22 protein-coding genes are annotated in these 23,964 nt (G+C 72.6%); 18 read left to right on the forward strand and 4 right to left on the reverse strand.

The genetic code is table 11. From position 1 onward, the window contains the following. Positions 1 to 55: 55 nt before the first annotated feature. The 8 genes from ssd to DX116_RS19900 all read left to right on the forward strand — a co-directional run bounded on the left by ssd (position 56) and on the right by DX116_RS19900 (position 5,036). The gene (gene ssd, locus DX116_RS07805; RefSeq protein ID WP_119703553.1) at positions 56 to 1,120 is read left to right on the forward strand and encodes a septum site-determining protein Ssd; all 1,065 of its coding nucleotides are present in this window, start codon (positions 56 to 58) and stop codon (positions 1,118 to 1,120) included. Further along, a complete protein-coding gene (locus tag DX116_RS07810; RefSeq protein WP_119703554.1) occupies positions 1,117 to 2,289 on the forward strand; it encodes a TadA family conjugal transfer-associated ATPase in 1,173 nt (390 codons plus the stop codon). The genes ssd and DX116_RS07810 overlap by 4 nt, the downstream gene beginning before the upstream one ends. Next, positions 2,286 to 3,083: a type II secretion system F family protein gene (locus tag DX116_RS07815; RefSeq protein WP_119703555.1), complete on the forward strand. Its 798-nt coding sequence runs from the start codon at positions 2,286 to 2,288 to the stop codon at positions 3,081 to 3,083. The genes DX116_RS07810 and DX116_RS07815 overlap by 4 nt, the downstream gene beginning before the upstream one ends. Beyond that, entirely contained in the window at positions 3,080 to 3,784 is a 705-nt protein-coding gene (locus DX116_RS07820; protein WP_119703556.1) for a type II secretion system F family protein, read from the forward strand. Before DX116_RS07815 ends, DX116_RS07820 begins: the two co-directional genes overlap by 4 nt. A gap of 115 nt (positions 3,785 to 3,899) precedes the next feature. After that, entirely contained in the window at positions 3,900 to 4,073 is a 174-nt protein-coding gene (locus DX116_RS07825; RefSeq protein ID WP_119703557.1) for a DUF4244 domain-containing protein, read from the forward strand. Positions 4,074 to 4,126: 53 nt separating this feature from the next. Continuing rightward, the gene (locus DX116_RS07830; protein WP_119703558.1) at positions 4,127 to 4,312 is read left to right on the forward strand and encodes a DUF4244 domain-containing protein; all 186 of its coding nucleotides are present in this window, start codon (positions 4,127 to 4,129) and stop codon (positions 4,310 to 4,312) included. Then, positions 4,309 to 4,659, forward strand: a complete 351-nt coding sequence (locus DX116_RS19895; RefSeq protein WP_158591934.1) for a TadE family type IV pilus minor pilin — start codon at positions 4,309 to 4,311, stop codon at positions 4,657 to 4,659. The genes DX116_RS07830 and DX116_RS19895 overlap by 4 nt, the downstream gene beginning before the upstream one ends. Next, positions 4,656 to 5,036, forward strand: a complete 381-nt coding sequence (locus tag DX116_RS19900; RefSeq protein ID WP_158591935.1) for an Rv3654c family TadE-like protein — start codon at positions 4,656 to 4,658, stop codon at positions 5,034 to 5,036. The genes DX116_RS19895 and DX116_RS19900 overlap by 4 nt, the downstream gene beginning before the upstream one ends. Here the strand turns inward: DX116_RS19900 and DX116_RS07840 are convergent. Further along, positions 5,018 to 7,354: a DEAD/DEAH box helicase gene (locus tag DX116_RS07840; protein WP_119703560.1), complete on the reverse strand. Its 2,337-nt coding sequence runs from the start codon at positions 7,352 to 7,354 to the stop codon at positions 5,018 to 5,020. The two genes, DX116_RS19900 and DX116_RS07840, sit on opposite strands and share 19 nt — an antisense overlap. A gap of 123 nt (positions 7,355 to 7,477) precedes the next feature. Here DX116_RS07840 and DX116_RS07845 point away from each other — a divergent pair, with 123 nt between their 5' ends. The 4 genes from DX116_RS07845 (at position 7,478) to DX116_RS07860 (ending at position 12,823) form a co-directional block, all read left to right on the forward strand. Next, positions 7,478 to 7,819, forward strand: coding sequence for an STAS domain-containing protein (locus DX116_RS07845; protein ID WP_119703561.1), 342 nt, complete (start codon positions 7,478 to 7,480; stop codon positions 7,817 to 7,819). A 96-nt stretch (positions 7,820 to 7,915) separates the two neighbouring features. Continuing rightward, positions 7,916 to 10,327, forward strand: coding sequence for a sodium-translocating pyrophosphatase (locus DX116_RS07850; RefSeq protein ID WP_119703562.1), 2,412 nt, complete (start codon positions 7,916 to 7,918; stop codon positions 10,325 to 10,327). 102 nt (positions 10,328 to 10,429) lie between these two features. Then, positions 10,430 to 11,896: a DUF7059 domain-containing protein gene (locus tag DX116_RS07855; protein WP_119703563.1), complete on the forward strand. Its 1,467-nt coding sequence runs from the start codon at positions 10,430 to 10,432 to the stop codon at positions 11,894 to 11,896. A 57-nt stretch (positions 11,897 to 11,953) separates the two neighbouring features. Continuing rightward, positions 11,954 to 12,823 carry a maleylpyruvate isomerase N-terminal domain-containing protein gene (locus DX116_RS07860; RefSeq protein WP_119703564.1) on the forward strand — a complete coding sequence of 290 codons (870 nt, stop codon included), beginning with the start codon at positions 11,954 to 11,956 and terminating at the stop codon, positions 12,821 to 12,823. A gap of 18 nt (positions 12,824 to 12,841) precedes the next feature. Here DX116_RS07860 and DX116_RS07865 read toward each other — a convergent pair whose 3' ends face one another. Genes DX116_RS07865 through DX116_RS07875 form a run of 3 tightly spaced genes read right to left on the reverse strand, consistent with a single transcriptional unit; the run spans position 12,842 to position 15,470 of the window. Beyond that, positions 12,842 to 13,744, reverse strand: coding sequence for an ATP-binding protein (locus tag DX116_RS07865; protein WP_147393618.1), 903 nt, complete (start codon positions 13,742 to 13,744; stop codon positions 12,842 to 12,844). 5 nt (positions 13,745 to 13,749) lie between these two features. Then, complete coding sequence (locus DX116_RS07870) at positions 13,750 to 14,241, reverse strand: GNAT family N-acetyltransferase (RefSeq protein WP_119704187.1); 492 nt, start codon at positions 14,239 to 14,241, stop codon at positions 13,750 to 13,752. Between the two features lie 5 nt (positions 14,242 to 14,246). Beyond that, positions 14,247 to 15,470, reverse strand: coding sequence for an MFS transporter (locus DX116_RS07875; RefSeq protein WP_119703566.1), 1,224 nt, complete (start codon positions 15,468 to 15,470; stop codon positions 14,247 to 14,249). Positions 15,471 to 15,613: 143 nt separating this feature from the next. Here DX116_RS07875 and topA point away from each other — a divergent pair, with 143 nt between their 5' ends. The 6 genes from topA (at position 15,614) to DX116_RS07905 (ending at position 23,902) form a co-directional block, all read left to right on the forward strand. Then, complete coding sequence (topA, locus tag DX116_RS07880; protein ID WP_119703567.1) at positions 15,614 to 18,382, forward strand: type I DNA topoisomerase; 2,769 nt, start codon at positions 15,614 to 15,616, stop codon at positions 18,380 to 18,382. 3 nt (positions 18,383 to 18,385) lie between these two features. Beyond that, entirely contained in the window at positions 18,386 to 19,306 is a 921-nt protein-coding gene (locus DX116_RS07885; RefSeq protein WP_119703568.1) for a hypothetical protein, read from the forward strand. A gap of 43 nt (positions 19,307 to 19,349) precedes the next feature. Next, positions 19,350 to 20,516, forward strand: coding sequence for a low temperature requirement protein A (locus DX116_RS07890; RefSeq protein WP_119703569.1), 1,167 nt, complete (start codon positions 19,350 to 19,352; stop codon positions 20,514 to 20,516). A gap of 70 nt (positions 20,517 to 20,586) precedes the next feature. Continuing rightward, positions 20,587 to 21,231: a dTMP kinase gene (tmk, locus tag DX116_RS07895; protein ID WP_119704188.1), complete on the forward strand. Its 645-nt coding sequence runs from the start codon at positions 20,587 to 20,589 to the stop codon at positions 21,229 to 21,231. Beyond that, positions 21,228 to 22,385 carry a DNA polymerase III subunit delta' gene (locus DX116_RS07900; protein ID WP_119703570.1) on the forward strand — a complete coding sequence of 386 codons (1,158 nt, stop codon included), beginning with the start codon at positions 21,228 to 21,230 and terminating at the stop codon, positions 22,383 to 22,385. The genes tmk and DX116_RS07900 overlap by 4 nt, the downstream gene beginning before the upstream one ends. Beyond that, on the forward strand, positions 22,382 to 23,902 hold the full coding sequence (locus DX116_RS07905; protein ID WP_158591936.1) for an alpha/beta hydrolase: 1,521 nt from the start codon (positions 22,382 to 22,384) through the stop codon (positions 23,900 to 23,902). The genes DX116_RS07900 and DX116_RS07905 overlap by 4 nt, the downstream gene beginning before the upstream one ends. The last annotated feature ends 62 nt before the right edge of the window (positions 23,903 to 23,964 follow it).

Here is a 23,964-nt window from a genome sequence, read left to right on the forward strand (position 1 = left end):
ACAGGTCATCGATTCGATCTTTCGGCGCGTCGAGCGGGCGGCGAGGGTCGAGGGCATGACCCGTTCTTCCACGCCCGTGACGTCCCCGGGCGGCCCGACCCTGATCGCCTCGGGCGACGAGCAGCTCGTCGACGACGCCCTGCGCTGGTGTGCCGCGGTGGGGTCCGTGCCCGAGCGCGCGGACGACGTCGCGGCCGTGCGCCGCTCGTGGCGCACGGCCGCGGCGGTGCTGGTCGGCGACGACCTGGTGGCGCCGCTGGCCCGTGCGGCACTGCCCCGACGCGAGCACGTGGTGGTGGTCGCGCGCGACCCCGAGCGCTCGTGGCCGTCGGCCATCGACGTCGGCGCGGTGGCGGTGTGCACGCCGGCCGACGAGCAGCGGGTCGTCGAGCTGCTCTCGTCCGCGCTCGACGGATCGGGCGAGGCGTGCGTCGTGTCGGTGATCGGCGGGGTCGGCGGTGCGGGGGCGTCGACGTTCGCGGTCGCGCTCGGGCTGCAGGCCGCCCGCAGGAGCCTGCAGCCTCTGGTCGTCGACGCCGATCCGCTCGGCGGCGGCCTCGAGCTGCTGACGGGCACCGAGCGAGCCGGCGGGGTGCGGTGGGACGACTTCGGGTCGACGAAGGGACGGCTCGACGCGGCTTCGCTGGCCGACGTCCTGCCCGCGCGCGGTGGCGTGAGCCAGCTGGTGTGGTCGCGCGACTCCTCGCGGCAGGTGCCCGGCTCGTGGAGCGAGGTCGTGTCGGCCGCGGTGCGAGGGTTCGATCTCGTGGTGGTCGACGTCCCCCGCCATCTCGGCGACACCGGGGCCGAGCTCGTCGGGCGGTCGGTGCTGACGCTGGTGATGGTCCCCGAGGAGATCGCCGCCGTGGCGGCGGCCCGCCAGGTGCTGGCCGCGGTGTCGCCGCGGGCACCGGCGGTGGCGCTGGTCAGCGTCGCCCGTCCGGCGGGCATCGGGGTAGGCGCGGTCGAGGAGGCACTCGGCATGCCGGCGCTGACTCGCGTCCGGCCCGACCGCCGGGTTCGACCCGCGGTCGACCAGGGGCGCGGCCCCGGCCGGTCGCGGTCGCTGCGCCGTGCCGCAGGCACGGTGCTCGACGCGGTGGGGCTGGAGAGCCCGTGACTGCCCACTCGTCCACGCCGGAGGGGTCCGTCGTCGAGCGGGTGCGCCGGCGTCTGTCCGCCGACGCCGCCGAGCCGACCGCGCTCACGGTCGCCGACGCGCTGCGCGCCGAGCAGCAGGTGGCCGGCAGTGGCACGGTCCTGCAGATCGTCGACCAGCTGCGCAGCGAGACGAGGGGAGCCGGACCGCTCGACCCGTTGCTCGCGCTGCCCGACGTCACCGACGTCCTGGTCAACGGTGCCGAGCAGGTGCACGTCGACTGCGGCCGCGGCCTCGAGCGCGTCCCGCTGCGCTTCGACGACGACGATGCCGTGCGGCGCCTCGCCCAGCGCCTCGCGGCGCAGGCGGGCCGCCGCCTCGACGACGCCAGCCCGTGGGTCGACGCGCGTCTGCGCGACGGCACCCGCCTCCACGCGGTGCTCTCGCCGATCGCGCGGCCCGGCACCGTCATCTCCCTGCGCGTGCCGCCGCGGCGGTCGTACACGCTGGCCGGCCTGCGCGACGCGGGGTCGATCACCGACGAGGGCCTCGAGCTGCTCACCGGGGTCGTCGCGTCGCGTGCCGCGTTCGTCGTGACGGGCGGCACCGGCTCGGGCAAGACCACGCTGCTGTCGGCGCTGCTGTCCGAGGTCCCGCCCGCCGAGCGCATCGTCGTCGTCGAGGACGCCACCGAGCTGCGTCCCGACCACCCGCACGTCGTGGGTCTCGAGGCGCGGCCCGCCAACGTCGAGGGTGCCGGCCGGGTCACGGTGCGCGACCTCGTGCGGCAGGCGCTGCGCATGCGTCCTGACCGACTGGTGGTGGGCGAGGTGCGAGGCGCCGAGGTCGTCGACCTGCTGGCTGCCCTCAACACCGGCCACGAGGGCGGGTGCGGCACGGTGCACGCCAACTCGCCGGCCGACGTGCCCGCGCGCTTCGAGGCGCTGGGGGTCGCGGCGGGGCTGCCGCGCGACGCGGTGCACAGCCAGCTCGCAGCGGGCATCGAGGTCGTCGTCCACGTCGGGCGGCCGGCGGCCGGGCGACGTGCGGTCGAGCAGATCGCCGTCGTCCGACGGGCCGACGGCGGAGCGGCCGTGGTCTGCACGCCGGCGGTGACCTTCGTGGGCGGCCGGGCGATCCGCGGACCGGGCTGGTCGCGACTCGTCGGGGTCGTCGGGGTCGTCGGATGAGCCTGGCGTCCGCCGTGCTCGTCGCGATGGCGATCCGCCTCCGGTGGCCCGACGGCCGCTCGTGGGTGAGGTCGCGGCTGGGCGGGGTTCCGCCGTCCGTGCCACCGGCCTGGTTCGCGGCCGTCGTTCTGGCGGCCGGTGCCGTCGTCCGGCCGTGGGTGCCACGACCGTCCGGTCCGGGTGTCGTCCTGGTGCTGACGGCGGTGGCCGTGGCCGGCTTCGCCAGCCTCCAGGTGCGCGGTGCGCGCGCCCGCTCGGCGGTCGTGCGACGTCGCGCCGAGGTCGCCGAGCTGGTGGGTCTCATGGCGGCCGAGCTGCGGGCGGGGGTGCTGCCGCAGCGCGTGGTGGCGGGTCTGGCCGGCGACTTCCCCGTCCTCGACCCCGCGGCGCGCGCTGCCGACCTCGGTGGTGACGTGGTGGCTGCGCTGCGCGAGGCGTCGACGGCACCCGGTCGCGAGGTGCTGCGCGACGTGGCGGGCGCGTGGTGGGTCTCCGACCGGTCGGGCGCGCCTCTCGCCGCGGTGGTCGAGCGGCTCGAGCAGTCGGCGCGGGCCGATCGGGAGATCGCCCGCGAGGTCGAGGCGGGCGTCGCGCCGGCACGGGCCACCGCGCGTCTCATGGCGGCGCTGCCGGCGGTCGGCCTGCTGCTGGGCTCGGGCATGGGCGGTGATCCAATCGCGGTGCTCACCGGCACGTGGGTGGGGGCCGGGTGTTTGGCCCTCGGGTGCGGCCTCGCCTGCGCGGGCGTCGCGTGGATCGAGCGCATCGCCGCATCGGCGAGCGAGACCCGATGACGGCGGCGCTGCTCGCCGCGGGCGCGGTCTGGCTGTGGGTCCGGCCGTCGCCGCGGGTGCGTGCCCGTCGCGTGCTGTCGCCGCCCACGACCGTCCGCACCCGAGGCCCCGACCCGGCCCTCGTGGCGTCGTTGCTGGTGCCGGTCGCCGCCGTGGTCGTCCTCGGGCCCGTGCCGGGGCTGGTGGTCGGTGGCGCGCTGGTCCCGGTCGTGCGGCGCGCGGTCGGACGCATGGAGTCGTCGGCCGCCAGGCGCCGTGCGGCGCGGGTCGAGGCCGACCTGCCCGGCGCCCTCGACCTGGTCGTCGCCGCACTGGTCGTGGGTCGGCCACCCGTCACGGCGTTCGCGCTGGCTGCCGACGCGACCGACGGGCCACTCGGCCACGACCTCGCCGCGGTCGCCGCCCGGCTGGCGGTCGCCGCCGATCCCGACGGCGTGTGGATCGGCGTCGCCGACGACCCAGGGCTGGCCGCCGTGGGCCGGGCGTTCCGGCGGGCCTCGGCGTCGGGCATGCCGGTCTCCGACATCGTCCGGGGCGTCGCCGACGAGCTGCGGCGCGATCGAGCAGCGAGGCTGCGCGAGCGGAGCCAGCGGGTGGGCGTCCGCACGGCGGCCCCGCTGGGCCTGTGCTTCCTGCCGGCGTTCTTCCTCATCGGCATCGTGCCGACGATCGTGGCGACCTTCCGCAGCTTCTCGTGGTGAGTCCACAGGCAGACGCGCGACGTCCGGTCGTCCCCAGGCCGGGCGCCGGCATCGCAGAAGCAGTCGTGACGAGCCCATCTTCTCGGTGACACAACCACCCACGAAGGGACCTCCCATGAAGAAGCTGTTCTCCCGCGACGAGCAGGGCATGTCGACCTCGGAGTACGCGGTCGGCACGCTCGGCGCCTGCACGATCGGCGGCGTGCTGGTCAAGATCGGCCAGTCCGAGTGGTTCGGCGAGCTGGTCCGCGACCTGTTCGACAAGATCCCCAGCATCCTGCCGTTCTGACCCGCTCCGGGGCGGCGTGCTGGCGCCGCCCCGGGCCACTCCCGAGGAGCCACATGATCACGAGAACGTCCCCCGACGACGGCATGTCGACCGCCGAGTACGCGGTCGGCACGCTCGGCGCCTGCACGATCGCGCTCGTCCTGCAGACGCTGGCCACCGACGGCACCTGGTTCGACTGGCTGACGCGCTGGTTCGCCTTCCTCGACGGCTTCCCCGTCCCGAACCTGCGCATCCGGTGAGGCGCGAGCGCGGCATGGTCACCGCCGAGCTGATGACGATCGCGCCCTTCGGGGTGGCGCTCGCCTTCCTGCTGCTGTGGATCGTCTCGCTGGGTCTCACGCAGGTGCGGCTGGCCGACGCCTCGCGAGAGTCGGCCCGCATGATCGCCCGTGGGGAGTCCACTGCGGCGGCCACGGCGATGGCGCGGCACCACGCGCCCGGACGGGCGACGGTCGAGGTCACGACGGCCGACGGCACGGTCAGCGTCACGGTCGGCACGCGCTCCCGCATGCCCATCCCGTTCTTCTCCGGCATCGGGTCGCGCTCCCTCGAGTCGACCTCGGTCGCCGCGCAGGAGGATCCGTGAGTCGGGCGTCCACCCACCGGTCGGACGGCGAGCGAGGTGCCTCCACGGTGCACGCCGTCTCGGTCTCGCTGCTGCTGGTCGTGGTGACGCTGGTGCTGGTGCAGGCGGTCAGCCTGGTGCAGATGCGACACCGCGTGGCGGCCGCGGCCGACCTGGCAGCGCTTGCGGCGTCGCGAGCCAGCGCCGCGGGCGACGACGGGTGCCGTACCGGCGCGGCCGTCGCCCGGCGCAACGGCGCGCGGCTGGTCGCGTGCCGCATGGACTTCGACGTCGCCACCGTCACGGCGCGGGCGTCCAGCCCGGCGTGGTGGGGCGGCCGGTGGGCCAGCGAGCAGAAGGCCCGCGCCGCGCCCGAGTCCTACGTGACGGGGTCGTGAGCGGTCTCGGCCGGCGCACCGGCCAGGAAGGCGTCGAGCAGCCGGATGGCGCCGGCCTTGTCGAGCGGCTCGTTGCCGTTGCCGCACTTGGGCGAGTAGACGCACGACGGGCACCCGTCGCGGCAGGCGCAGGCCGCGATCGCGTCGCGGGTCACCCGCAGCCAGGTGGCGGCCACCTCGTAGCCACGCTCGGCGAAGCCTGCGCCGCCCGGGTAGCCGTCGTAGACGAACACGGTCAGGGTGCCGGTGTCGGGGTGCAGCGCGGTCGACACGCCACCGATGTCCCACCGGTCGCAGGTCGCCAGCAGGGGCAGCAGCCCGATCGCGGCGTGCTCGGCTGCGTGCGCAGAGCCCGGCACGTCGTCGTGCTCCATCGTCGCGGCGACCGTGGCGGCGTCGAGGGTCCACCAGACCGCCTTGGTCTGCAGCGACCGAGCCGGCAGCTCGAGCAGCTCCTCGCCCAGCACGCCGCCCCCGGTCGTGCTGCGCTTCAGGTACGACACGACCTGGTTGACCACCTCGACCGATCCGAACGACATCGCCGCGGCCCCCCACGGCGTGGTCCGCTCGGTGTCGAGCACCGCGATCTCGGTGACCGATCGGGCCGAGGTCGAGTAGTCGGGGTCGTCGCGGTGCACCATCGCCACACCGTGCGCCACGTCGTAGTCGTCGACCACGTGCACGTCGCCCTGGTGCACGTAGACCGCGCCCTCGTGCACCGTCGAGTCGGCCGACGACGCGTCGACCGTGCCGATCAGGCGGCCGGTGGTGCCGTCGACGATCTGCACCGGTGCGCCTCCGCTGGACCTGATGTCGGCCAGGTCGCTGGCACGCTCGCGCTTGGTCCAGAACCAGCCGGCCGGACGCTTGCGCAACCACCCGGCGGCCTCGAGGGCGGCCACGCCCTCGGCCGCGCGCGGTCCGAACCGGTCGAAGTCGCCCTCGGTCAGCGGCAGCTCCTGCGCTGCGGCGGCGAGGTGCGGCCCGAGCACGTACGGGTTGTCGGGGTCGAACACCGAGGCCTCGACGGCCCGGCCCAGCAGCGCCTCGGGGTGGTGCACCAGATAGGTGTCGATGGGCTCGTCGCGGGCCACCAGGATGCCGATCGAGTCGCGACCCGACCGGCCGGCCCGCCCGAACTGCTGCTGCAGGGCGGCACGCGTGCCCGGGAAGCCCACCGTGATGACGGCATCCAGCCCCGCCACGTCGATGCCGAGCTCGAGCGCGTTGGTGCTGGCGAGCCCCAACAGGTCGCCACTGCGCAACCGCTGCTCCAGCTCGCGGCGCTCCTCCGGCAGGTAGCCGCCGCGGTACGTCGCGACCCGACCGACCAGCTCGGCGTCCACCTCGGCCAACCGGCGCTGGGCCGTCGCGGCCACCGCCTCGGCGCCCCGACGCGAGCGGACGAAGGCCAGCGTGCGGATCCTGCCGATCACCAGGTCGGTCAGCAGCTCGCCGGCCTCGGACGTCGCCGACCGCCGCACGACCGTCTCCGCACCCGGGGTGCCGTCCGCAGCGGTCACCCCCGGGATGATCGGCGGCTCCCACAGGGCGATCGTGCGAGCTGCGTGGGGCGACGCGTCGTCGGTGACGGGCACGACGTCGAGGCCCGTCAACCGGCCGGCGAACACCTCGGGCTCGGCCACGGTCGCCGACGACAGCACGAAGACCGGCGCGGCGCCGTAGTGCTCGCAGATCCGCTGCAGGCGTCGCAGCACGTGGGCGACGTGTGCGCCGAACACCCCGCGGTAGTGGTGGCACTCGTCGACCACCACGTGGGTCAGGCCGCCGAGCACCCGCGCCCACCGCGCGTGCCCCGGCAGGATCGTGTGGTGCAGCGTGTCGGGATTGGTCAGCAGGTAGTTGGCGTGGTCGCGAGCCCAGGCGCGCTCCTCCCGCGAGTTGTCGCCGTCGACGGTGGCAGGGCGCGCGAACGCCGACGCGCCCCGCAACCGGCGCAGCTGGTCGGCGGCGAGGGCCTTGGTGGGGGCGAGGTAGAGCACGGTGGGCATCCGGTTGCCGCGCAGCGCGCTGCCGGTGCGTCCGGCGGCGAGCCCCGTGAGGGCGGGCGCCTGGAACACCAGCGACTTGCCCGACGCCGTGCCCGTCGCGACGACCGTGTGACGTCCGGCGTGCACGTGGTGGAGGGCCTCGGCCTGGTGCCCCCAGAGGGCGCCGATGCCCTCGGCCTCGTACATCGCGCGCACGTCGGGATCGACCCAGTCGGGCCACGGCTCGACCACCGCCTCGCGGGCCGGCACGCGCTCGACGTGCGTCACTCGGTCGCCGTAGCGCAGCACGAGATCGGCGGGGTCCACCGGTCAAGTCTTCCAGAGCGATCCGCCTCAGGTGTCCGCGCAGGGTCTCCAGTCCGCACGCAGGCGGGGATCATGATTCAATTCACCCGTTGTCCGCAGCGGCTAGACCAAGGGAGATCGGCGATGGAGCTGGCACTGACCGCCCGCACGGAGGGTGACTTCGAGGTCATCGAGGTCGGCGGTGAGATCGACGTCTACACCGCGCCCCGGCTGCGCGAGTCGATCGTCACGGCTGTCGACGCCGGCCACACCCGCCTGATCATCGACGTCCGCAAGGTCGACTTCCTCGACTCCACGGGCCTCGGCGTGCTCGTCGGGGCGCTCAAGCGCGTCCGCGCCGACGGCGGCTCGCTCGACATCGTGTGCACGCAGGAGCGCATCCTCAAGATCTTCGAGATCACCGGTCTCGACAAGGTGTTCGGCCTGCACGCGACGACCGACGAGGCGCGCGCCGCGCACGAGTGACGCAGGTCACACCTGACACATCCTCCGGCATGTAACGTGCGTCACACGGTCCTCCCGGGGCCGCTGCACGTCTCTGGCTGATCTCTGGAGGATGACATGGCGGACGCGACCTTCGTTGCGGCAGTGGGCGGGGACCTCGACTTCTCCGACAAGAACACGTACTACCTCTACGCGGTCGTCGCGGTGGGCCTGCTGGCGCTGGTCATGGCGGTCGTGTTCCGGTCGCAGGTGCTGCGCGCCGCCGAGGGCACCGAGAAGATGCGCGAGATCGGGCTGGCGGTGCAGGAGGGCGCGTCCGCCTATCTCAGCCGGCAGTTCCGCACCCTCGCCGTCTTCGCGCTGATCGCCCTCGCGATGCTGTTCGCGCTCGATGCCGCCGTGCTCGGCTTCGACAACGACTGGAAGATCAAGATCGGCCGCTACGTGGCGCTGCTGCTCGGGGCGGGCTTCTCGGCGCTCATCGGCTACCTGGGGATGTGGCTGGCCACGCGCGCCAACATCCGGGTCGCCGCCGCGGCGCAGGACGAGGGGCGCGAGGTCGCGATGCGCATCGCGTTCCGCACCGGCGGCACCGTCGGCATGCTGACCGTCGGGCTCGGGCTGCTCGGGGCCGGCGCCATCGTGCTGATCTACACCGGCGACGCGCCCGTGGTCCTCGAGGGCTTCGGCTTCGGTGCGGCGCTGCTCGCGATGTTCATGCGCGTCGGCGGTGGCATCTTCACCAAGGCCGCCGACGTCGGCGCCGACCTCGTCGGCAAGGTCGAGCAGAACATCCCCGAGGACGATCCGCGCAACGCCGCGACGATCGCCGACAACGTGGGCGACAACGTCGGCGACTGCGCCGGCATGGCCGCCGACCTGTTCGAGTCGTACGCCGTGACGCTCGTCGCCGCGCTGATCCTCGGCTCGGTCGCGTTCGGCGAGGTGGGCCTGGTCTTCCCGCTGGTCATCCCCGCCATCGGCGCGCTCACCGCGATCCTGGGCGTGTTCATCACCAAGCCCCGCGCGGGCGAGAGCGGCCTGACGACGATCAACCGGTCGTTCTACATCACGGCCGTCGTCTCGGGCCTCGGGTCGATCGGTGCTGCGTTCCTGCTGCTGCCGACGTCGTTCACCGACGCCAAGCTGCCCGGCATCGACACCAGCTCGCTGCTGGTGACGCTCAGCCAGCAGGCGGGCCAGGAGGCCCCCGGGCTCGACGCGAACCCGCGCCTCATCGCGATCATCGCGGTGCTCATCGGCATCGTGCTCGCCGCGGTGATCCTGGCGCTGACGGGCTACTTCACCGGCACCGAGACGCGTCCGGTGCAGGACGTCGGCAAGACGTCGCTCACGGGGGCGGCCACCGTCATCCTGTCCGGCCTCTCGGTCGGCTTCGAGTCGGCCGTCTACACCGCGATCGTCATCGGTGCGGCGGTCTTCGGAGCGTTCCTGCTGGGCAGCGGCTCGCTCGTCGTGGCGCTGTTCGCCGTGGCGCTCGCCGGCTGCGGCCTGCTGACGACGGTCGGCGTCATCGTCGCGATGGACACCTTCGGCCCGGTCAGCGACAACGCGCAGGGCATCGCCGAGATGTCGGGCGACGTCGACGAGGACGGCGCCCAGATCCTCACCGAGCTCGACGCCGTCGGCAACACGACCAAGGCCATCACGAAGGGCATCGCGATCGCGACGGCCGTGCTGGCCGCCACGGCGCTGTTCGGCTCGCTGAGCAGCTCGATCAGGGAGGCCATCGGGTCGGCCGGACTGACGGCCGAGAACGCGGGCGGGCTCAAGGTCATCGAGACGTACGTGTTCGAGGGCGTCATCAACGTCGGCGACCCGAGCATCCTGGTGGGGCTGATCCTCGGGGCGGCCGTCGTGTTCCTGTTCTCGGGCCTGGCCATCAACGCGGTCGGACGCGCGGCCGGTGCCGTGGTCTACGAGGTCCGCCGCCAGTTCCGCGAGATCCCCGGCATCATGGAGGGCACGGGTCGCCCCGAGTACGGCAAGGTCGTCGACATCTGCACCCGCGACTCGTTGCGCGAGCTGGCCACGCCCGGCATCCTCGCGATCTTCGCGCCGATCGCGGTGGGCTTCGGCCTCGGCATCGGCCCGTTGGGCGCCTACCTCGCCGGAGCGATCGGCACGGGACTGCTGATGGCGGTGTTCCTGGCCAACTCCGGCGGTGCCTGGGACAACGCCAAGAAGCTCGTCGAGGACGGCAACCACGGCGGCAAGGGCTCGGCGGCGCACGAGGCGACCATCATCGGCGACACCGTCGGCGACCCCTTCAAGGACACCGCCGGACCGGCCATCAACCCGCTGCTGAAGGTCATGAACCTGGTGGCTCTCCTGGCGACGCCGTTGATCATCAAGTACTCGTACGGCACCGATGCCAGCGACCCGATCCGCTACACGATCGCGGGCGTCGCCGTCGTCATCATCGTGATCGCGGTGGGCATCGCCCGCTCGCGTCCGATCGCCCTCGACCCCGGGGAGTCGGAGGTCGAGGCCCAGCCGGTCCAGTAGCCGCGAGTGGCGCATTCTGGAGGTTCTGAGACGGCGAGTCCCTGCGGATTGCGCCACTCGGGGCCCAGAGTGCGCCACTCGGCGGTCTGACAGGGTGGAGTCATGCTGGATGCCGCGCACGTCCCCGCCCTCCGGGCCGCTCTCGATCGAGCCACCTTCACCGTCGACGCGGTGTACGCCCTGCTGGGCGACGACGCCCACCGCGCGCTGGGCCGCAACCAGACCGTCCCCGCCCTCAGGGCGACCCGGGGCGGGGGTGACCTCGCGACGCTGGTGCGGCTGTTCGCCCTGCAGGTGCCGGTCGACCGCGAGCGGGCCGACGCAGTCCTGCCGGGCCTGGTCGACCCCCTCGTCGCGGCCGGGATGCTCGTGTCGTCGGGCTCGGAGGTGCGCGCGCTGGTCGACATCCGTCCCTACGGCGACGAGGCCCACGACTGGTGGATCGTCTGCGACCCGACGTCGGGCCTCGACGGTCGCCAGGCACCGATGGACCCGTCGTACGTGCTCGGCATCAGCGAGGCGTCGTCGTCGCTCGCGCAGCTGACGATCCGCGAGCCCGTCGGTCGTGCGCTCGACCTGGGCACGGGCTGCGGCGTGCAGGCCCTGCACCTCGCCCAGCACGCGAGCGACGTGGTGGCGACGGACGTCAACCCACGGGCGCTCGCGATGGCCCGCCTCACCGCCGCGCTCAACGACGTCGAGGTCGACGTGCGCGACGGCAGCCTGTTCGCCCCGGTCGCGGGGGAGACCTTCGACCTCATCGCGACCAACCCGCCCTTCGTGATCTCCCCGCCCGGCAGCGAGGTGCTGGTCTACCGCGACTCCGGCATGCCCGGCGACAGCGTCGTGCGGCACCTGGTCGAGAACGCCGAGACGCACCTCAACGACGGTGGCTGGTGCCAGATCCTGGCCAACTGGGCCCACCACGACGACGTCGACTGGCAGGCCGACCTCGGGCAGTGGCTGGCCGGACGCCCGCTCGACGCCTGGATCCTGCAGCGCGAGCTCGTCGACCCGGCCGCCTACGTCGAGATGTGGCTGGCCGACGCCGGTCTGGCCGGAGCCCCCGACTACGTCCAGCGCTACGACGCCTGGCTCGACTGGTTCGCGAGCGAGCGCATCGATGCCATCGGCTTCGGCTGGCTGAGCCTGCGCAAGACGACGGGCACACCGGTCCATCGCCTCGAGGAGTGGACCGGCGAGATCGCGCAGCCCGTCGGCCCCGGGGTCGCCGCGTGGGGGCAACGGGTCGACGCCCTGCGCGGCGCGGACGACGCCGAGCTGCTCGACCGTACCTACCGTCAGGCGATCGACCTCGTCCAGGAGACGCGAGGCGCGGCGGGCGCGGAGGATCCGGAGAGCATCGTCGTCCGGCTGCAGCACGGCGTGAGGCGGACGCGGCAGGTCGACACCGTCGAGGCCGGTCTCATCGGTGCCAGCGACGGCGACCTCACCTCGGCACAGATCCTGGACGCCCTGGCGTCGCTGCTCGACCGTGACCCCGTCGAGCTGCGCCAGCGCTACGCCCCCGTCGTCCGCGAGCTGGTGGAGGACGGATTCCTCGTCTGAGCCGCCGATGCCCGCGCTGCGGATGCGTCGGCACCGCGGGCACGGGATGCTCGTGGGGTGAGTGACTCAGGACTGGCCACCAGCACCTCCTACGACCTCCCGGGGGCGGTGACCAGCGCCTGGGACGCCTTCATCGATCTCGCCGAGGGCGTCGACCTGGCGGCGCGCACGCGGTTGGACGGCTGGACGGTGCGTGACGTGCTGCTGCACCTCGGCACGTGGGACGAGGAGTCGTCGCTGAGCGCGGCCCTCGCCACGCGGGGCACGCCTGCCGCCGACGTCCCGCTCGCTCCCGACACCGTCAACGCGGCCATGATCCAGGCCCACGGCGACGCGACGGCCGACGAGATCCTCGCCGCCCTGCGCGCGTCCCGTGACGCGGTGGTCGAGGTGCTGGCCTCCGCAGGCGACCCCGAGGTCGGCCTCGCGCCGGTCGCGAGCCAGCTCGGGCCCATCCCGCTGCTGACGCTGGTGCACGCGGGGTGCTACGAGCTGGCGGTGCACGCGCTCGACCTCGCCGACGCGGTGGACGCGACGGTCGACCCGGTGCTGCTGCGATCAGGCGTCGCGGCCTTGACCGACACGACGGGATGCCTGGCGGCCCGTGAGGGCATCGACGCCACGATCGGCATCAACGCCGACGAGGCGCCGTGGTCGTTCACGTCGCGGTCCGACGGCGGGTGGACGGTCGACCGCATCGAGGGCTCTGCTCACGGACCGCGCGTGTCGGGCCGCGCCGAGGACGTGCTCGAGGCCTCGGCCGGTCGAGCCGACCCGGTCCGGCTGGTGACGCTGCGCCATCTCAAGGTCAAGCACCTCGGCGGCCTCCTGGCGCTCACGCCGATCATCGACCAGGTGCCCGGGCTGCCCGGAGGGCGCGGGCTGAAGGCCGCCGCGAAGACGCTCGGCGGCCTCTTCAGCCACTGACCTGCTCGAGCGCTGACGTCAGCCGACGGCCAGGGCGAACCAGACCGCGGCGCTGTGCGCATGCGTCTCGCGTCCCCAGCTGTCGACGAGGGCATCGACGAGGCGCAGGCCGTGGCCGTTGCCGTGCAAGGAGTCGTCGGCGGCACGGACGCGCGGCTCGACCGTGCCGCCGTTGTCGTGCACCCGCGTGGTGAGCACGCCGTCGTGCAGCTCGACCCGCACGTGGCAGCCGCCACCGGTGTGGATGAGCGCGTTGGTGGCCAGCTCGGACAGGCACAGCACGGCCTGGTCGGTGGTGCCGGGCGCGATGCTCCAGCCGTCGAGCGTCGACCGCAGGAAGCGGCGGGCCTCGCCGACGGCGGAGGGGTCGGGAGGCATGTCGTGCTCGGCGACGAGCGTGCCGGGCGCCGGGCGGGAGAGCGCCCGCGGCGGCGTGCCCGACGGCTGCAGCGCCGTGCGCAGGGCCTGCTCGAGCCGGACGCCGGTCTGGCGGAGGTCGTCCCGCTGCGAGCCGTCGAAGGGCTGCGGGCACGAGTAGTAGAGCACCAGACCGCCCATGGCGGGCACCTCGGCGGCCAGGGGCACGACGGCGAGGGCGACGTGCGGGGTGTCGCGCTGGGCAGCCACGAAGTCGGGGTAGCGCGCGTCGAGGCCCGAGAGCGCGTCGGCCACCAGCCCGCCGGACGCGATCGCGTCGTTGAGCGGCGCCGTCGCGAACGCATCGAGGTGGCACCACTCGTGGGTGTCGCCGCGCTGCCGGTCGCTCGCGGTGAACAGCAGTCGCCGCCCGCCGCCCTCGACGACGGCCACGCCGACGCGGCTGACACCGGGCAGGTCCGTCAGCTCGTCGAGCGCGAGCTCGGCCCACCGGTCGACGCCGTCGAGCGGCACGACCGGATCAGGAGGGGGCGCGGACGTCACGCGCGTCAGTGTAGGTCGAGCTGCAGGATCGTGAGGTCGAGCCAGCGGTCGAACTTGCGTCCGACCTCGGGCAGGTGCCCGACCGTCCGGTAGCCCCGGCGGACGTGCAGGTCGATCGAGACGGTGTTGCCCGACTCGATCATCGCGACCATGCGGTGCGGGCCGTCGCGCCGGGCCCGGGCCACGAGGGCGTCCATCAGCAGGGAGGCGAGACCACGGCCGTGGTGGGACGCCAGGACGTACAGGGCGTTCTCGACGGTGTGCCGGTAGCCCGACCGCGGACGCCACGGACCGTACGAGGCGTAGCCGACGACGCGACCGCCGACCTCGGCGACCAGGACGGGCAGGCCGGCCGTCAGGCGTCCGTCGAGCCAGGCCGTCCGGTCGGCGAGGTCGACCTCGTCCTCGTCCCAGATCGCGGTGGTGGTGCGGACGGCCTCGTTGTGGATCGCCAGCAGGTCGGCGGCGTCGGAGACCACGGCGTCGCGGACGATCACGCCCGTCATCGTGACGTCTCCGCCGAGACGGACCGGTCGACCTCGTCGGGACGCCACCGCGGCACGAGCTGGCCGCCGAACGCCACGAGCGCGATGGCCGTCGCGATCGAGCCGCCGACCAGGAAGCCGCCCCACGGGCCGACACCGTCGATCGCGGCGCCGACGACCGGCGAGCTCGCGGCGCCGCCCATCGTGAAGGCCGTGCCCTGCCAGCCCATCGCCTCGCCGCGACGCTGCTCGGGCACGAGCTTGGCGATCCACTCGCTCGCTGCCGACATCGTGGGAGCGCACAGGAAGCCGGTGGGGACGACGCACAGCGCCAGCACCCAGACGCTGTCGGCCAGGCCGACCGGCATCAGCGTGACCCCCAGCGCGAGCAGCAGCCAGGTGGGCCGGACGGAGAAGTCGAGGGCGCCGTAGAGCAGCCCGCCGACGAGCGACGCCAGGCCCCAGGCGCCGAAGACGATGCCGACCGAGCCGACGTGGTCGAGGTCGTCGAGCTCGGCGACGATGCCGAGGTCGGTCGAGATCAACGCGATCATGGTGCCCGCCGAGATGAGGAACAGGAACAGCACCTGGCTCGACACCCACGTGACCCGCGCGGACGGCACGGTGTCGTCGACCTGGGGGGCGTCGGGGGAGGGCACGGACTTCGTCGGCGGGTCGAGGCGCCAGAAGATCAGCCCGGCCACGACCTCGCACGCGCCGATCAGCGCCAGCGAGACGTCGGCGCCCGCCTGGATGACCAGCAGGCCTCCGACGGCCGGGCCGATGATGAAGCCCGCCTCGGCGATGACGCTGTCGGCGGCGAACGCCGTGCGGTGCTGCTCCTGGGGGACCATGACGCTGAGCGACAGCCGCACGATCGAGAAGATCGGGATGAGGAACAGCCCCATGCCGAAGGCGATCGGCGCCAGCACCAGCGGTGAGGTGGTCATCGCCGCGAGCGGGTAGAGCACCGCGACCGCGACGATCGACGGGATGATGGCCCGGCGCATGCCGAGGCGGTCGATCAGGCGTCCGCGCCACGGCGCCCCGATGCCTGCACCCACGGTGGACGCGGCCGCCACGACGCCCGCCATGACGAACTTCGCGTCGAGCTCGCGCACCACGAACAGGGTCAGCACCAGGGGAGCGGTCATCGCCGGGATGCGGGCGAAGAAGGCCGCGATCAGCAGCGCGCGGACGCGGCGGTCCGCCCACAGCTGCGCATACCCCGAGAAAGCCACAGGACATGTTCTCACCGTCCACCGACAGCCCGATCCGGTGTCACGGTGCGCACCCTCGTCAACGACGCTCTGTAGTAGTGCGGTTCGGTGTTCCTTGACAGGACGCGTTAGCGTATGCGCGTCCGACCACCTCAGGAGTTCCCGTGACCACGCTCGTCATCGTCGAGTCCCCCAACAAGGTCCGCAGCATCGCGGGCTACCTCGGGGACGGCTACGTCGTGGACTCCTCCGTCGGCCACATCCGCGACCTCCCGCGGGGCGCCGACGAGGTGCCCGCCGCGTTCAAGGGCGAGTCGTGGGCCCGCCTGGGCGTCAACATCGACTCCGAGTTCGAGCCCATCTACGTCGTCTCCGCCGACAAGAAGTCGCAGATGACCAAGCTCAAGAAGCTGCTCAAGGACGCCGACGAGCTGGTCCTCGCGACAGATGAGGACCGCGAGGGCGAGGCCATCGCGTGGCACCTGTTCGACGAGCTCAAGCCCAAGGTGCCGGTCAAGCGCATCGTCTTCAACGAGATCACCAAGGACGCGATCCAGTACGCGATCGCCCACCCTCGCGACATCGACATGGACCTCGTCGACGCCCAGGAGGCTCGCCGCATCCTCGACCGCCTGTACGGCTACGAGGTCAGCCCGGTGCTCTGGAAGAAGGTCATGAGCGGCCTGTCCGCCGGCCGCGTGCAGTCCGTCGCGACGCGCCTGGTGGTCGAGCGCGAGCGCGAGCGCATGGCGTTCCACGTCGCGTCGTACTGGGACCTCGAGGCCACGTTCGACGCCGGCGAGGGCTACGACCCGCAGCAGTTCCCGGCCAAGCTGTTCAGCCTCGACGGCAAGCGCATCGCCTCGGGCAGCAGCTTCGACAACACCGGCGCGCTGACGTCCGACAAGGTCGCCCACCTCGACGAGGCCCAGGCCGGCGCGCTGGCCGAGGCGCTGGCCGACCAGCCGTTCACGGTGCGCTCGGTCGAGGAGAAGCCCTACACGCGTCGTCCGTACGCGCCGTTCCGCACCACGACGATGCAGCAGGAGGCCTCGCGCAAGTTCGGCTTCGGCGCCGCCCGCACGATGCAGGTCGCGCAGCGCCTGTACGAGGGCGGGCACATCACCTACATGCGCACCGACTCCACGACGCTGTCGCAGACGGCGCTCAACGGGGCGCGCGCCCAGGTGCTCGAGCTCTACGGCGACGCCTACCTGCCCGAGAAGCCGCGCACCTACGCCAGCAAGGTCAAGAACGCCCAAGAGGCGCACGAGGCCATCCGCCCGGCGGGCGAGAAGTTCAAGACCCCGAAGCAGACCGGCCTGGTCGGCGACGAGCTGCGCCTGTACGAGCTCATCTGGAAGCGCACGATCGCCAGCCAGATGAACGACGCCAAGGGCAACTCGGTCTCGATCCGCATCGGCACGCAGGCGAGCACGGGCGAGGACGTCGTGTTCAGCAGCTCGGGCCGCACCATCACGTTCTATGGATTCCTCAAGGCGTACGTCGAGTCCAACGACGACGCCGACGCCGAGGGCGACGACCAGCAGACCAAGCTGCCGAACCTGTCGGAGGGCCAGACCGTCACGGCCGCCGAGCTGGGCAAGGCCGGCCACGAGACCAAGCCGCCGTCGCGCTTCACCGAGGCTTCGCTGATCAGCGAGCTCGAGACCCGCGAGATCGGCCGCCCCTCGACCTACGCCTCGATCGTCGGCACGATCCAGAACCGCGGCTACGTCTACAAGAAGGGCACGGCGCTCGTCCCGGCCTGGATCGCCTTCAGCGTCATCCGCCTGATGGAGCAGCACTTCGGTCGCCTCATCGAGTACACGTTCACGGCGCAGCTCGAGGACGTCCTCGACGAGGTCGCCAACGGACGCGAGGAGCGCCTGCACGTGCTGCAGGGCTTCTGGACGGGCGAGGAGGACGGCGACACCGGCCTCAAGCGCCTGGTCGAGAACCTGCCCGACATCGACGCCCGCGGCCTCGCGACGTTCCCGCTCGGCGACGACATCGCGCTGCGCGTCGGCCGCTACGGACCGTACGTCGAGGGTCCCCCGTTCACGAAGGGCGAGGACGGCAAGGACGTGCCCACGCGCGCCAACGTCCCCGACGACCTGCCGCCCGACGAGCTGACGCTCGACAAGGCCAAGGAGCTGCTCGCCACGCCGTCCGGCATGGAGAAGGAGCTCGGCAACCACCCCGAGACCGGTCTGGCGATCACGGCCAAGAACGGCCGCTTCGGTCCGTACGTCACCGAGGCGCTGCCCGAGGGTGCCAAGAAGGCCGACAAGCCGCGCACCGCGAGCCTGTTCAAGGACATGGACCTCGACACCATCACGCTCGAGCAGGCCGTGCAGCTGCTGACGCTGCCGCGCGTCGTCTACGTCGACGACGACGGCACCGAGGTCACGGCGCAGAACGGACGCTACGGGCCGTACCTCAAGAAGGGCACCGACTCGCGATCGCTCGAGCGCGAGGACCAGCTGCTGACGATCACCGAGGACGAGGTCAAGGCGATCTACGCCCAGCCCAAGACGTACGGTCGCAAGGCTGCTGCCGCTCCGCTCAAGGAGCTCGGCGACGATCCCGTCAGCGGCAGCCCCGTCGTCGCCAAGGACGGCCGGTTCGGCATGTACGTCACCGACGGCGAGTACAACGCCACGCTGCGCAAGGACGACTCGCTCGAGACGTTGACGCCCGAGCGCGCCTTCGAGCTGCTGGCCGAGCGCCGTGCCAAGGGCCCGGCCAAGAAGGGCGGCAAGAAGACCACCGCCAAGAAGGCCACGAAGAAGACGGCGGCGAAGAAGACCACGGCCAAGAAGGCGCCCGCGAAGAAGGCGGCTGCCAAGAAGACCACGGCCAAGAAGGCGACGACCAAGAAGACCGCAGCCAAGAAGGCGACGACCCGGGCCGCAGCCGACCAGGGCTGAGCCATGAGGGTCGGGGCGCTGAGGGCCGCGGTCGCGGCGGCGTCGATGGCCGTGGCGGCGACCCTCGCCGGGTGCGGCGACGTCAACGCCGGCGACGCCTACGCCGTCGAGCTCGACGCCTTCCTCGACACGCAGGACGCCGTCGTCGCGCACCAGGTCGACGGCGCCAACGACCTGCCCTACTCGGGCTCGGCCACGACGTCGGTGACGCTCGACCCGGCCCTCGACACCGACGGCGTGGTCGAGGCGACCACCGCGATCGTCACGCACACCACCGAGCGCGAGGTCGACAGCAACGACCTGACCGTCAGCATCGCGGCAGACGGTGCCGACGATCCCGCGGCGACCACCTCGTTCTACCTCGACCTGGCGTCCCCGCTGCCCGACACGGCCGCGACGCGGGCGCGCATCACGTCGCTGGTCGAGCACGCGCAGTCGTACGTCCCGGCCGACCCCGGTCTGGTCTCGGTCATGGCCGAGGCGGACGCCGTGCGCGTCGAGACCACGTCCGACCCGCTCGTCACGGCACCCGCGGTGCAGGCCGTGGTGGCTGCGGGGGTGGGACGGCGCAAGCCCGACGGCACCGTGCTCGCCCCCGACCTCGAGCTCGCGCGCGGCGAGGAGCGGGTCGCGGGAGCCGGCGGCGACGACCTGGCCTGGCTGGGCGGTGTGCGCGACGTCGTAGAGCAGGCGCGGCGCTCGCCCGACTACGCCGGCCTGTGGGCGCGGTCGTCCAGCTCGCCGGGCGAGCGCCCCCCGATGCTGGGCATCAGCCTCGCGACGACGGCGTCCGACGAGAGCATCGCCGCGCTGCAGGAGCTGGCACCCGCCGGCGCCGTCGACGTCGAGGTGTCGCGGAAGCCTCCTCCGACGACGCCACGGCCGTCGCCGTCGGCCGCGACCGACGGCTCCGCCCGGCCCTGAGCATCCGGCCCTGGACGTCCGGCCCAGGCCCTAGGATCGAGCGATGATCGCTTCGCTGGTGCGGCCCCTCGGTCCCCGCGACCCGCACGAGCAGCACCGCGTCGCCTCGCCCCTCGAGCTGTTCACCGACCTCTGCTACGTCGTGGCGATCGCGCAGGGGGCGCTGACGCTCGAGCACGAGATCGCGCACGGCCACGTCGCCAACGGCCTGATCTGGTTCGCGGCGTCGTTCTTCGCGATCTTCTGGGCCTGGCTCAACTTCGTCTGGTTCAACTCGGCCTACGACCCCGACGACACGATCCACCGGGTCCTCACGCTCCTGCAGATCTTCGGCTCTCTCGTGCTGGCAGCCGGCGTGCCGCCGATGTTCGAGCACGACTTCACGCTCGGCGTGGTCGGGTACGTCATCATGCGCGTCGGGCTGGTGCTGATGTGGTTGCGCGCTGCGGCAGGGCATCCCGAGCGCCGTGCCACCGCGCTGCGCTACGCCCGCGGGCTGGTCGCGGTGCAGATCGGCTGGGTCGTGGCGCTCCTGGCGACCTCCGGCGACATACCGATCGGTCTGTTCGTCGTCCTCGTGGTGCTCGACTTCGCGGTGCCGGTGTGGGCCGAGGCGGCCGGCACCACGCCGTGGCACCCGCACCACATCGCCGAGCGGTACGGGTTGTTCTTCATCATCGTGCTGGGCGAGACGATCCTGTCGGTCACGATCGCGCTGCAGAACGCGTTCGCCGAGGAGGACCCGCCGTTCGAGCTCTGGTACGTCGTGATCGGCGGCGTGCTGGTGACGTTCTCGGCGTGGTGGCTCTACTTCGCGCGCGAGAACGGCGACATCCTCACGGGCAACGACGTCGGCTACGTCTGGGGCTTCGGGCACTACGTGATCTTCGGGGCGACCGCGGCCGTCGGCGCGGGGCTGTCGGCGCGCATCGCCTTCTACGGGCACCACGCCGAGGTCGGCGACGTCGTGAGCAGCGCGTTCGTGACCGGTCCGGTCGCCGCGGCGCTCGCGGCGCTGTGGATCGTCAACGTGCGGTTGCACGACGCGAGCATCCGGACGGCCGGACCGTTCGGTGCCGCGATCGCTGGCTGCGTCGCGGTGACCTTCGTGCCGGTCTCCGAGCTGTGGGTCGGGCTGATCTGCGCGGCGCTGCTGGCGATCGAGGTGCGGCTGACGTCACGTGACGCCGACGATGCCGTGCCCGGCTGAGCCCTCCGCCGCGCACGCCGGCGTCTCACCCACGCTGGCCCTGACGGTGCCGCCGACTAGGCTCGCCTCCATGGATCCCCTCTTCACCGAGACCGGGCTGTTCCTCTGTCTCGAAGGCGGCGAGGGGGCGGGCAAGTCGACGCAGGCCGGCCTGCTGGTCGAGTGGCTCGAGAGCCTCGGGCATCCCGTCCTCCTCACGCGCGAGCCCGGTGGCACCGAGGTCGGGCAGGTCCTGCGCCGCATCGTGCTCGACAACGACACCGGCGAGCTGTCGCCGCGCACCGAGGCGCTGATCTACGCCGCCGACAAGGCCGAGCACGTCGATCGTGTCGTCCTCCCGGCACTCGCCGACGGGCACGTGGTGCTGACAGATCGATATGTCGACTCGACGCTGGCCTATCAGGGCGCCGGCCGCGAGATCGGCATCGCCGAGCTCGAGGCCGTCGCGCGCTGGGCGACGTCCGACCTGCGGCCCAACCTCACGATCGTGCTCGACGTCGACCCGGCCGTCGGGCTGAGCCGCTTCGAGGGTGCCGACCGCATCGAGGCCGAGCCCCTCGAGTTCCACCAACGGGTCCGTCAGCACTTCCTCGACCTCGCGGCCGTCGACCCGGCCCACTACCTGGTCGTCGACGCGGGCCGCACGCCCGACGACATCCAGCACGACATCCGCGCCGCGGTCGAGCCGTGGCTCAGCCAGATCGGCGCGCCGTGACCACCACGTCGACATCGGTCTGGACCGACCTGGTGGGGCAGGAGCCGGTCGTCGAGACGCTGCGCAGCGCCGTGGCGTCGGCCTCGGGCGAGGGTCGCTCGATGACGCACGCCTGGCTGTTCACGGGCCCGCCCGGCTCGGGTCGGTCCAACGCGGCCCTGGCGTTCGCGGCGGCCCTGCAGTGCGAGCTCGGCGGGTGCGGGCAGTGCCACTCGTGCACCACGGCGCGGGCCGGCAGCCACCCCGACATCACCGTCATCACCACCGAGGGCCTCACCATCGGGGTCGACGGCATCCGCGAGTACGTCCGCGCGTCGTCGCTGCGGCCGGCCCTCGGACGCTGGCAGGTGCTGATCGTCGAGGACGCCGACCGCCTCACCGACCCTGCCGCCGCGGCGCTGCTCAAGGCCATCGAGGAGCCGTCGCGCCACACGGTCTGGATGCTGTGCGCGCCTGCCGCCGACGACGTCATGATCACGCTGCGGTCGCGGTCCCGGTCGGTCGTCCTGCGCACCCCCGGCACCGAGGCGATCGCCCGTCTGCTGGTCGAGCGCGACGGCATCGAGCCGGCCATGGCGCAGGCCGTCGCGGCGGCCTCGCAGGGCCACATCGGTCGTGCGCGGGGCCTGGCCCGCGATGCCGACGCCCGCGAGCGCCGCCGGGCCATCTTGTCCATCCCGCTGTCGATCCGCGGGCTCGGCCACTGCATGTCGGCGGCCCAGCGGGTCAGCGACGAGGCCACGGCGCGGGCCGCCGCGTTCTGCGACGCCGCCGACGAGCGCGAGCTCGCCGACATTCGGCAGGCCTGGGGCGTCGAGGAGCGCGGACGTCGTCCGGCGGGTTACGCGGGTGCCGTCGCGACCCTCGAGAAGGAGCAGAAGCGGCGCCGTACCCGGCTCACCCGCGACGCCATCGACGGCGTGCTGCTCGACCTGCTGTCGTTCTGCCGTGACGTCCTCACCGTCCAGTGCACCAACGGTGCCGCGCTGGTCAACGCCGACGTGGCCGGCGACATCCACGAGATCGCCCGCATGTGGACGCCCGAGTCGACCATCGGCGCTATCGATGCCATCGTCGACTGCCGGGCGGCCCTCACGGCCAACGCCGCCCCCCTTCTCGCTCTCGAGCGCATGATGATTGGACTCCGCCGGTGACCCGTGCCCGTACGACCCTGCTGATCGCCACCGTCCTCGCCCTCCTGGTGGGCGTCACCGTCTACGCGGCCTATGCCACCCGCTCGCCGGGCTTCGACGAGCCGACCCCGCTCAAGGCGGGAGCCCCGAAGGGGCTGTCCTCGTTCTACACGCAAGACCTCGCCTGGTCCGACTGCAAGACGGGCGGCCACTGCGCCACCGTCACGGTGCCGGTCGACTACGCCGATCCGAGCGGCGAGACCACCAAGCTGCGCCTGGTGCTCTACCCGGCCACCGGCGAGAGCACCCGCAGCATCTTCGTCAACCCGGGCGGGCCGGGCGGTTCGGCGATCGACTACGCCGGCGAGATGAAGAACGACCTCGGCGACGACGTGCGCGAGTCGGCCGACGTCATCGGCGTCGACCCGCGCGGCGTGGGGCTCAGCTCGCCGCTGACGTGCCTGCCGGCCAAGAAGTTCGACGCCTACGCGGCCAGCGACCCCGATCCCGACGACCCCGCCGAGGTCGAAGCCTCACGGGCGGCGTTCGCCTCGATCGGCACGGCCTGCGAGGCCAACTCGGGCGCACTCGCCGCCCACGTGTCGACGGTCGAGGCGGCCCGCGACATGGACGTCGTCCGTGCGCTGGTCGGTCGCACGAAGCTCGACTGGTTCGGCGCCTCCTACGGCACCGAGCTGGGTGCCGTCTACGCCGAGCTGTTCCCCGACAAGGTCGGTCGCATGGTGCTCGACGGTGCGGTCGACCCGTCGCTCGACGCCGTCGAGTCGAGCTACGCGCAGGCCGAGGGCTTCCAGCGGGCGCTCGCCGCCTACGCGGCCGACTGCGTCACGTCCGAGAAGTGCCCCATCGGCACCGACGCCGAGGCGGGCATCGCCAAGATCTCGACCCTCATGGACCAGCTCGACGCCGAGCCGCTGCCCGGTGTGGGCGACCGCAAGCTCACCGAGGGGCTCGCCTTCTTCGGCATCGCCGTGACGCTCTATGACAAGCAGTCGTGGCCCTACCTCAGCCAGGCGCTCGACGCGGCCTTCAAGGGCGACGGCTCCGTGCTGGTGCAGTTCTCCGACGTCTACTTCGACCGCAAGCCCGACGGCTCGTACGGGTCCAACAGCGGCCAGGTCATCAGCGCCATCAACTGCCTCGACAGCCCCGGTGGTCTGACGCTCGCCGACGTCGAGAAGCAGACCCCGCGCTTCGTCAAGACGTCCCCCGTGTTCGGCCGGGCCCTCGCCTTCGGCGCGCTCGGGTGCTCCGACTGGCCCATCAAGTCCGCCAACCCGCTCCCGACGATCGAGGCCAAGGGCGCGCCGCCCATCGTCGTCGTCGGCACCACCCGCGACCCGGCGACACCCTACGAGTCGGCCGAGGCGCTGGCTCAGCAGCTCGACTCGGGCGTACTGCTGACCCGCGACGGCGACGGCCACACGGCCTACGCGTCAGGCAACACGTGCATCAAGAAGGCGGTCGACGGCTACCTCGCAAGGGGTGCGGTGCCCAAGGCCGGCACCACCTGCTGACGGAGTGACCGGAGAATCGGGTTCTGTCCGCGACGGTGCTGACAGGACCCGATTATCGCGTC

Source organism: Aeromicrobium endophyticum (assembly GCF_003586285.1).
Lineage (GTDB): Bacteria > Actinomycetota > Actinomycetes > Propionibacteriales > Nocardioidaceae > Aeromicrobium > Aeromicrobium endophyticum.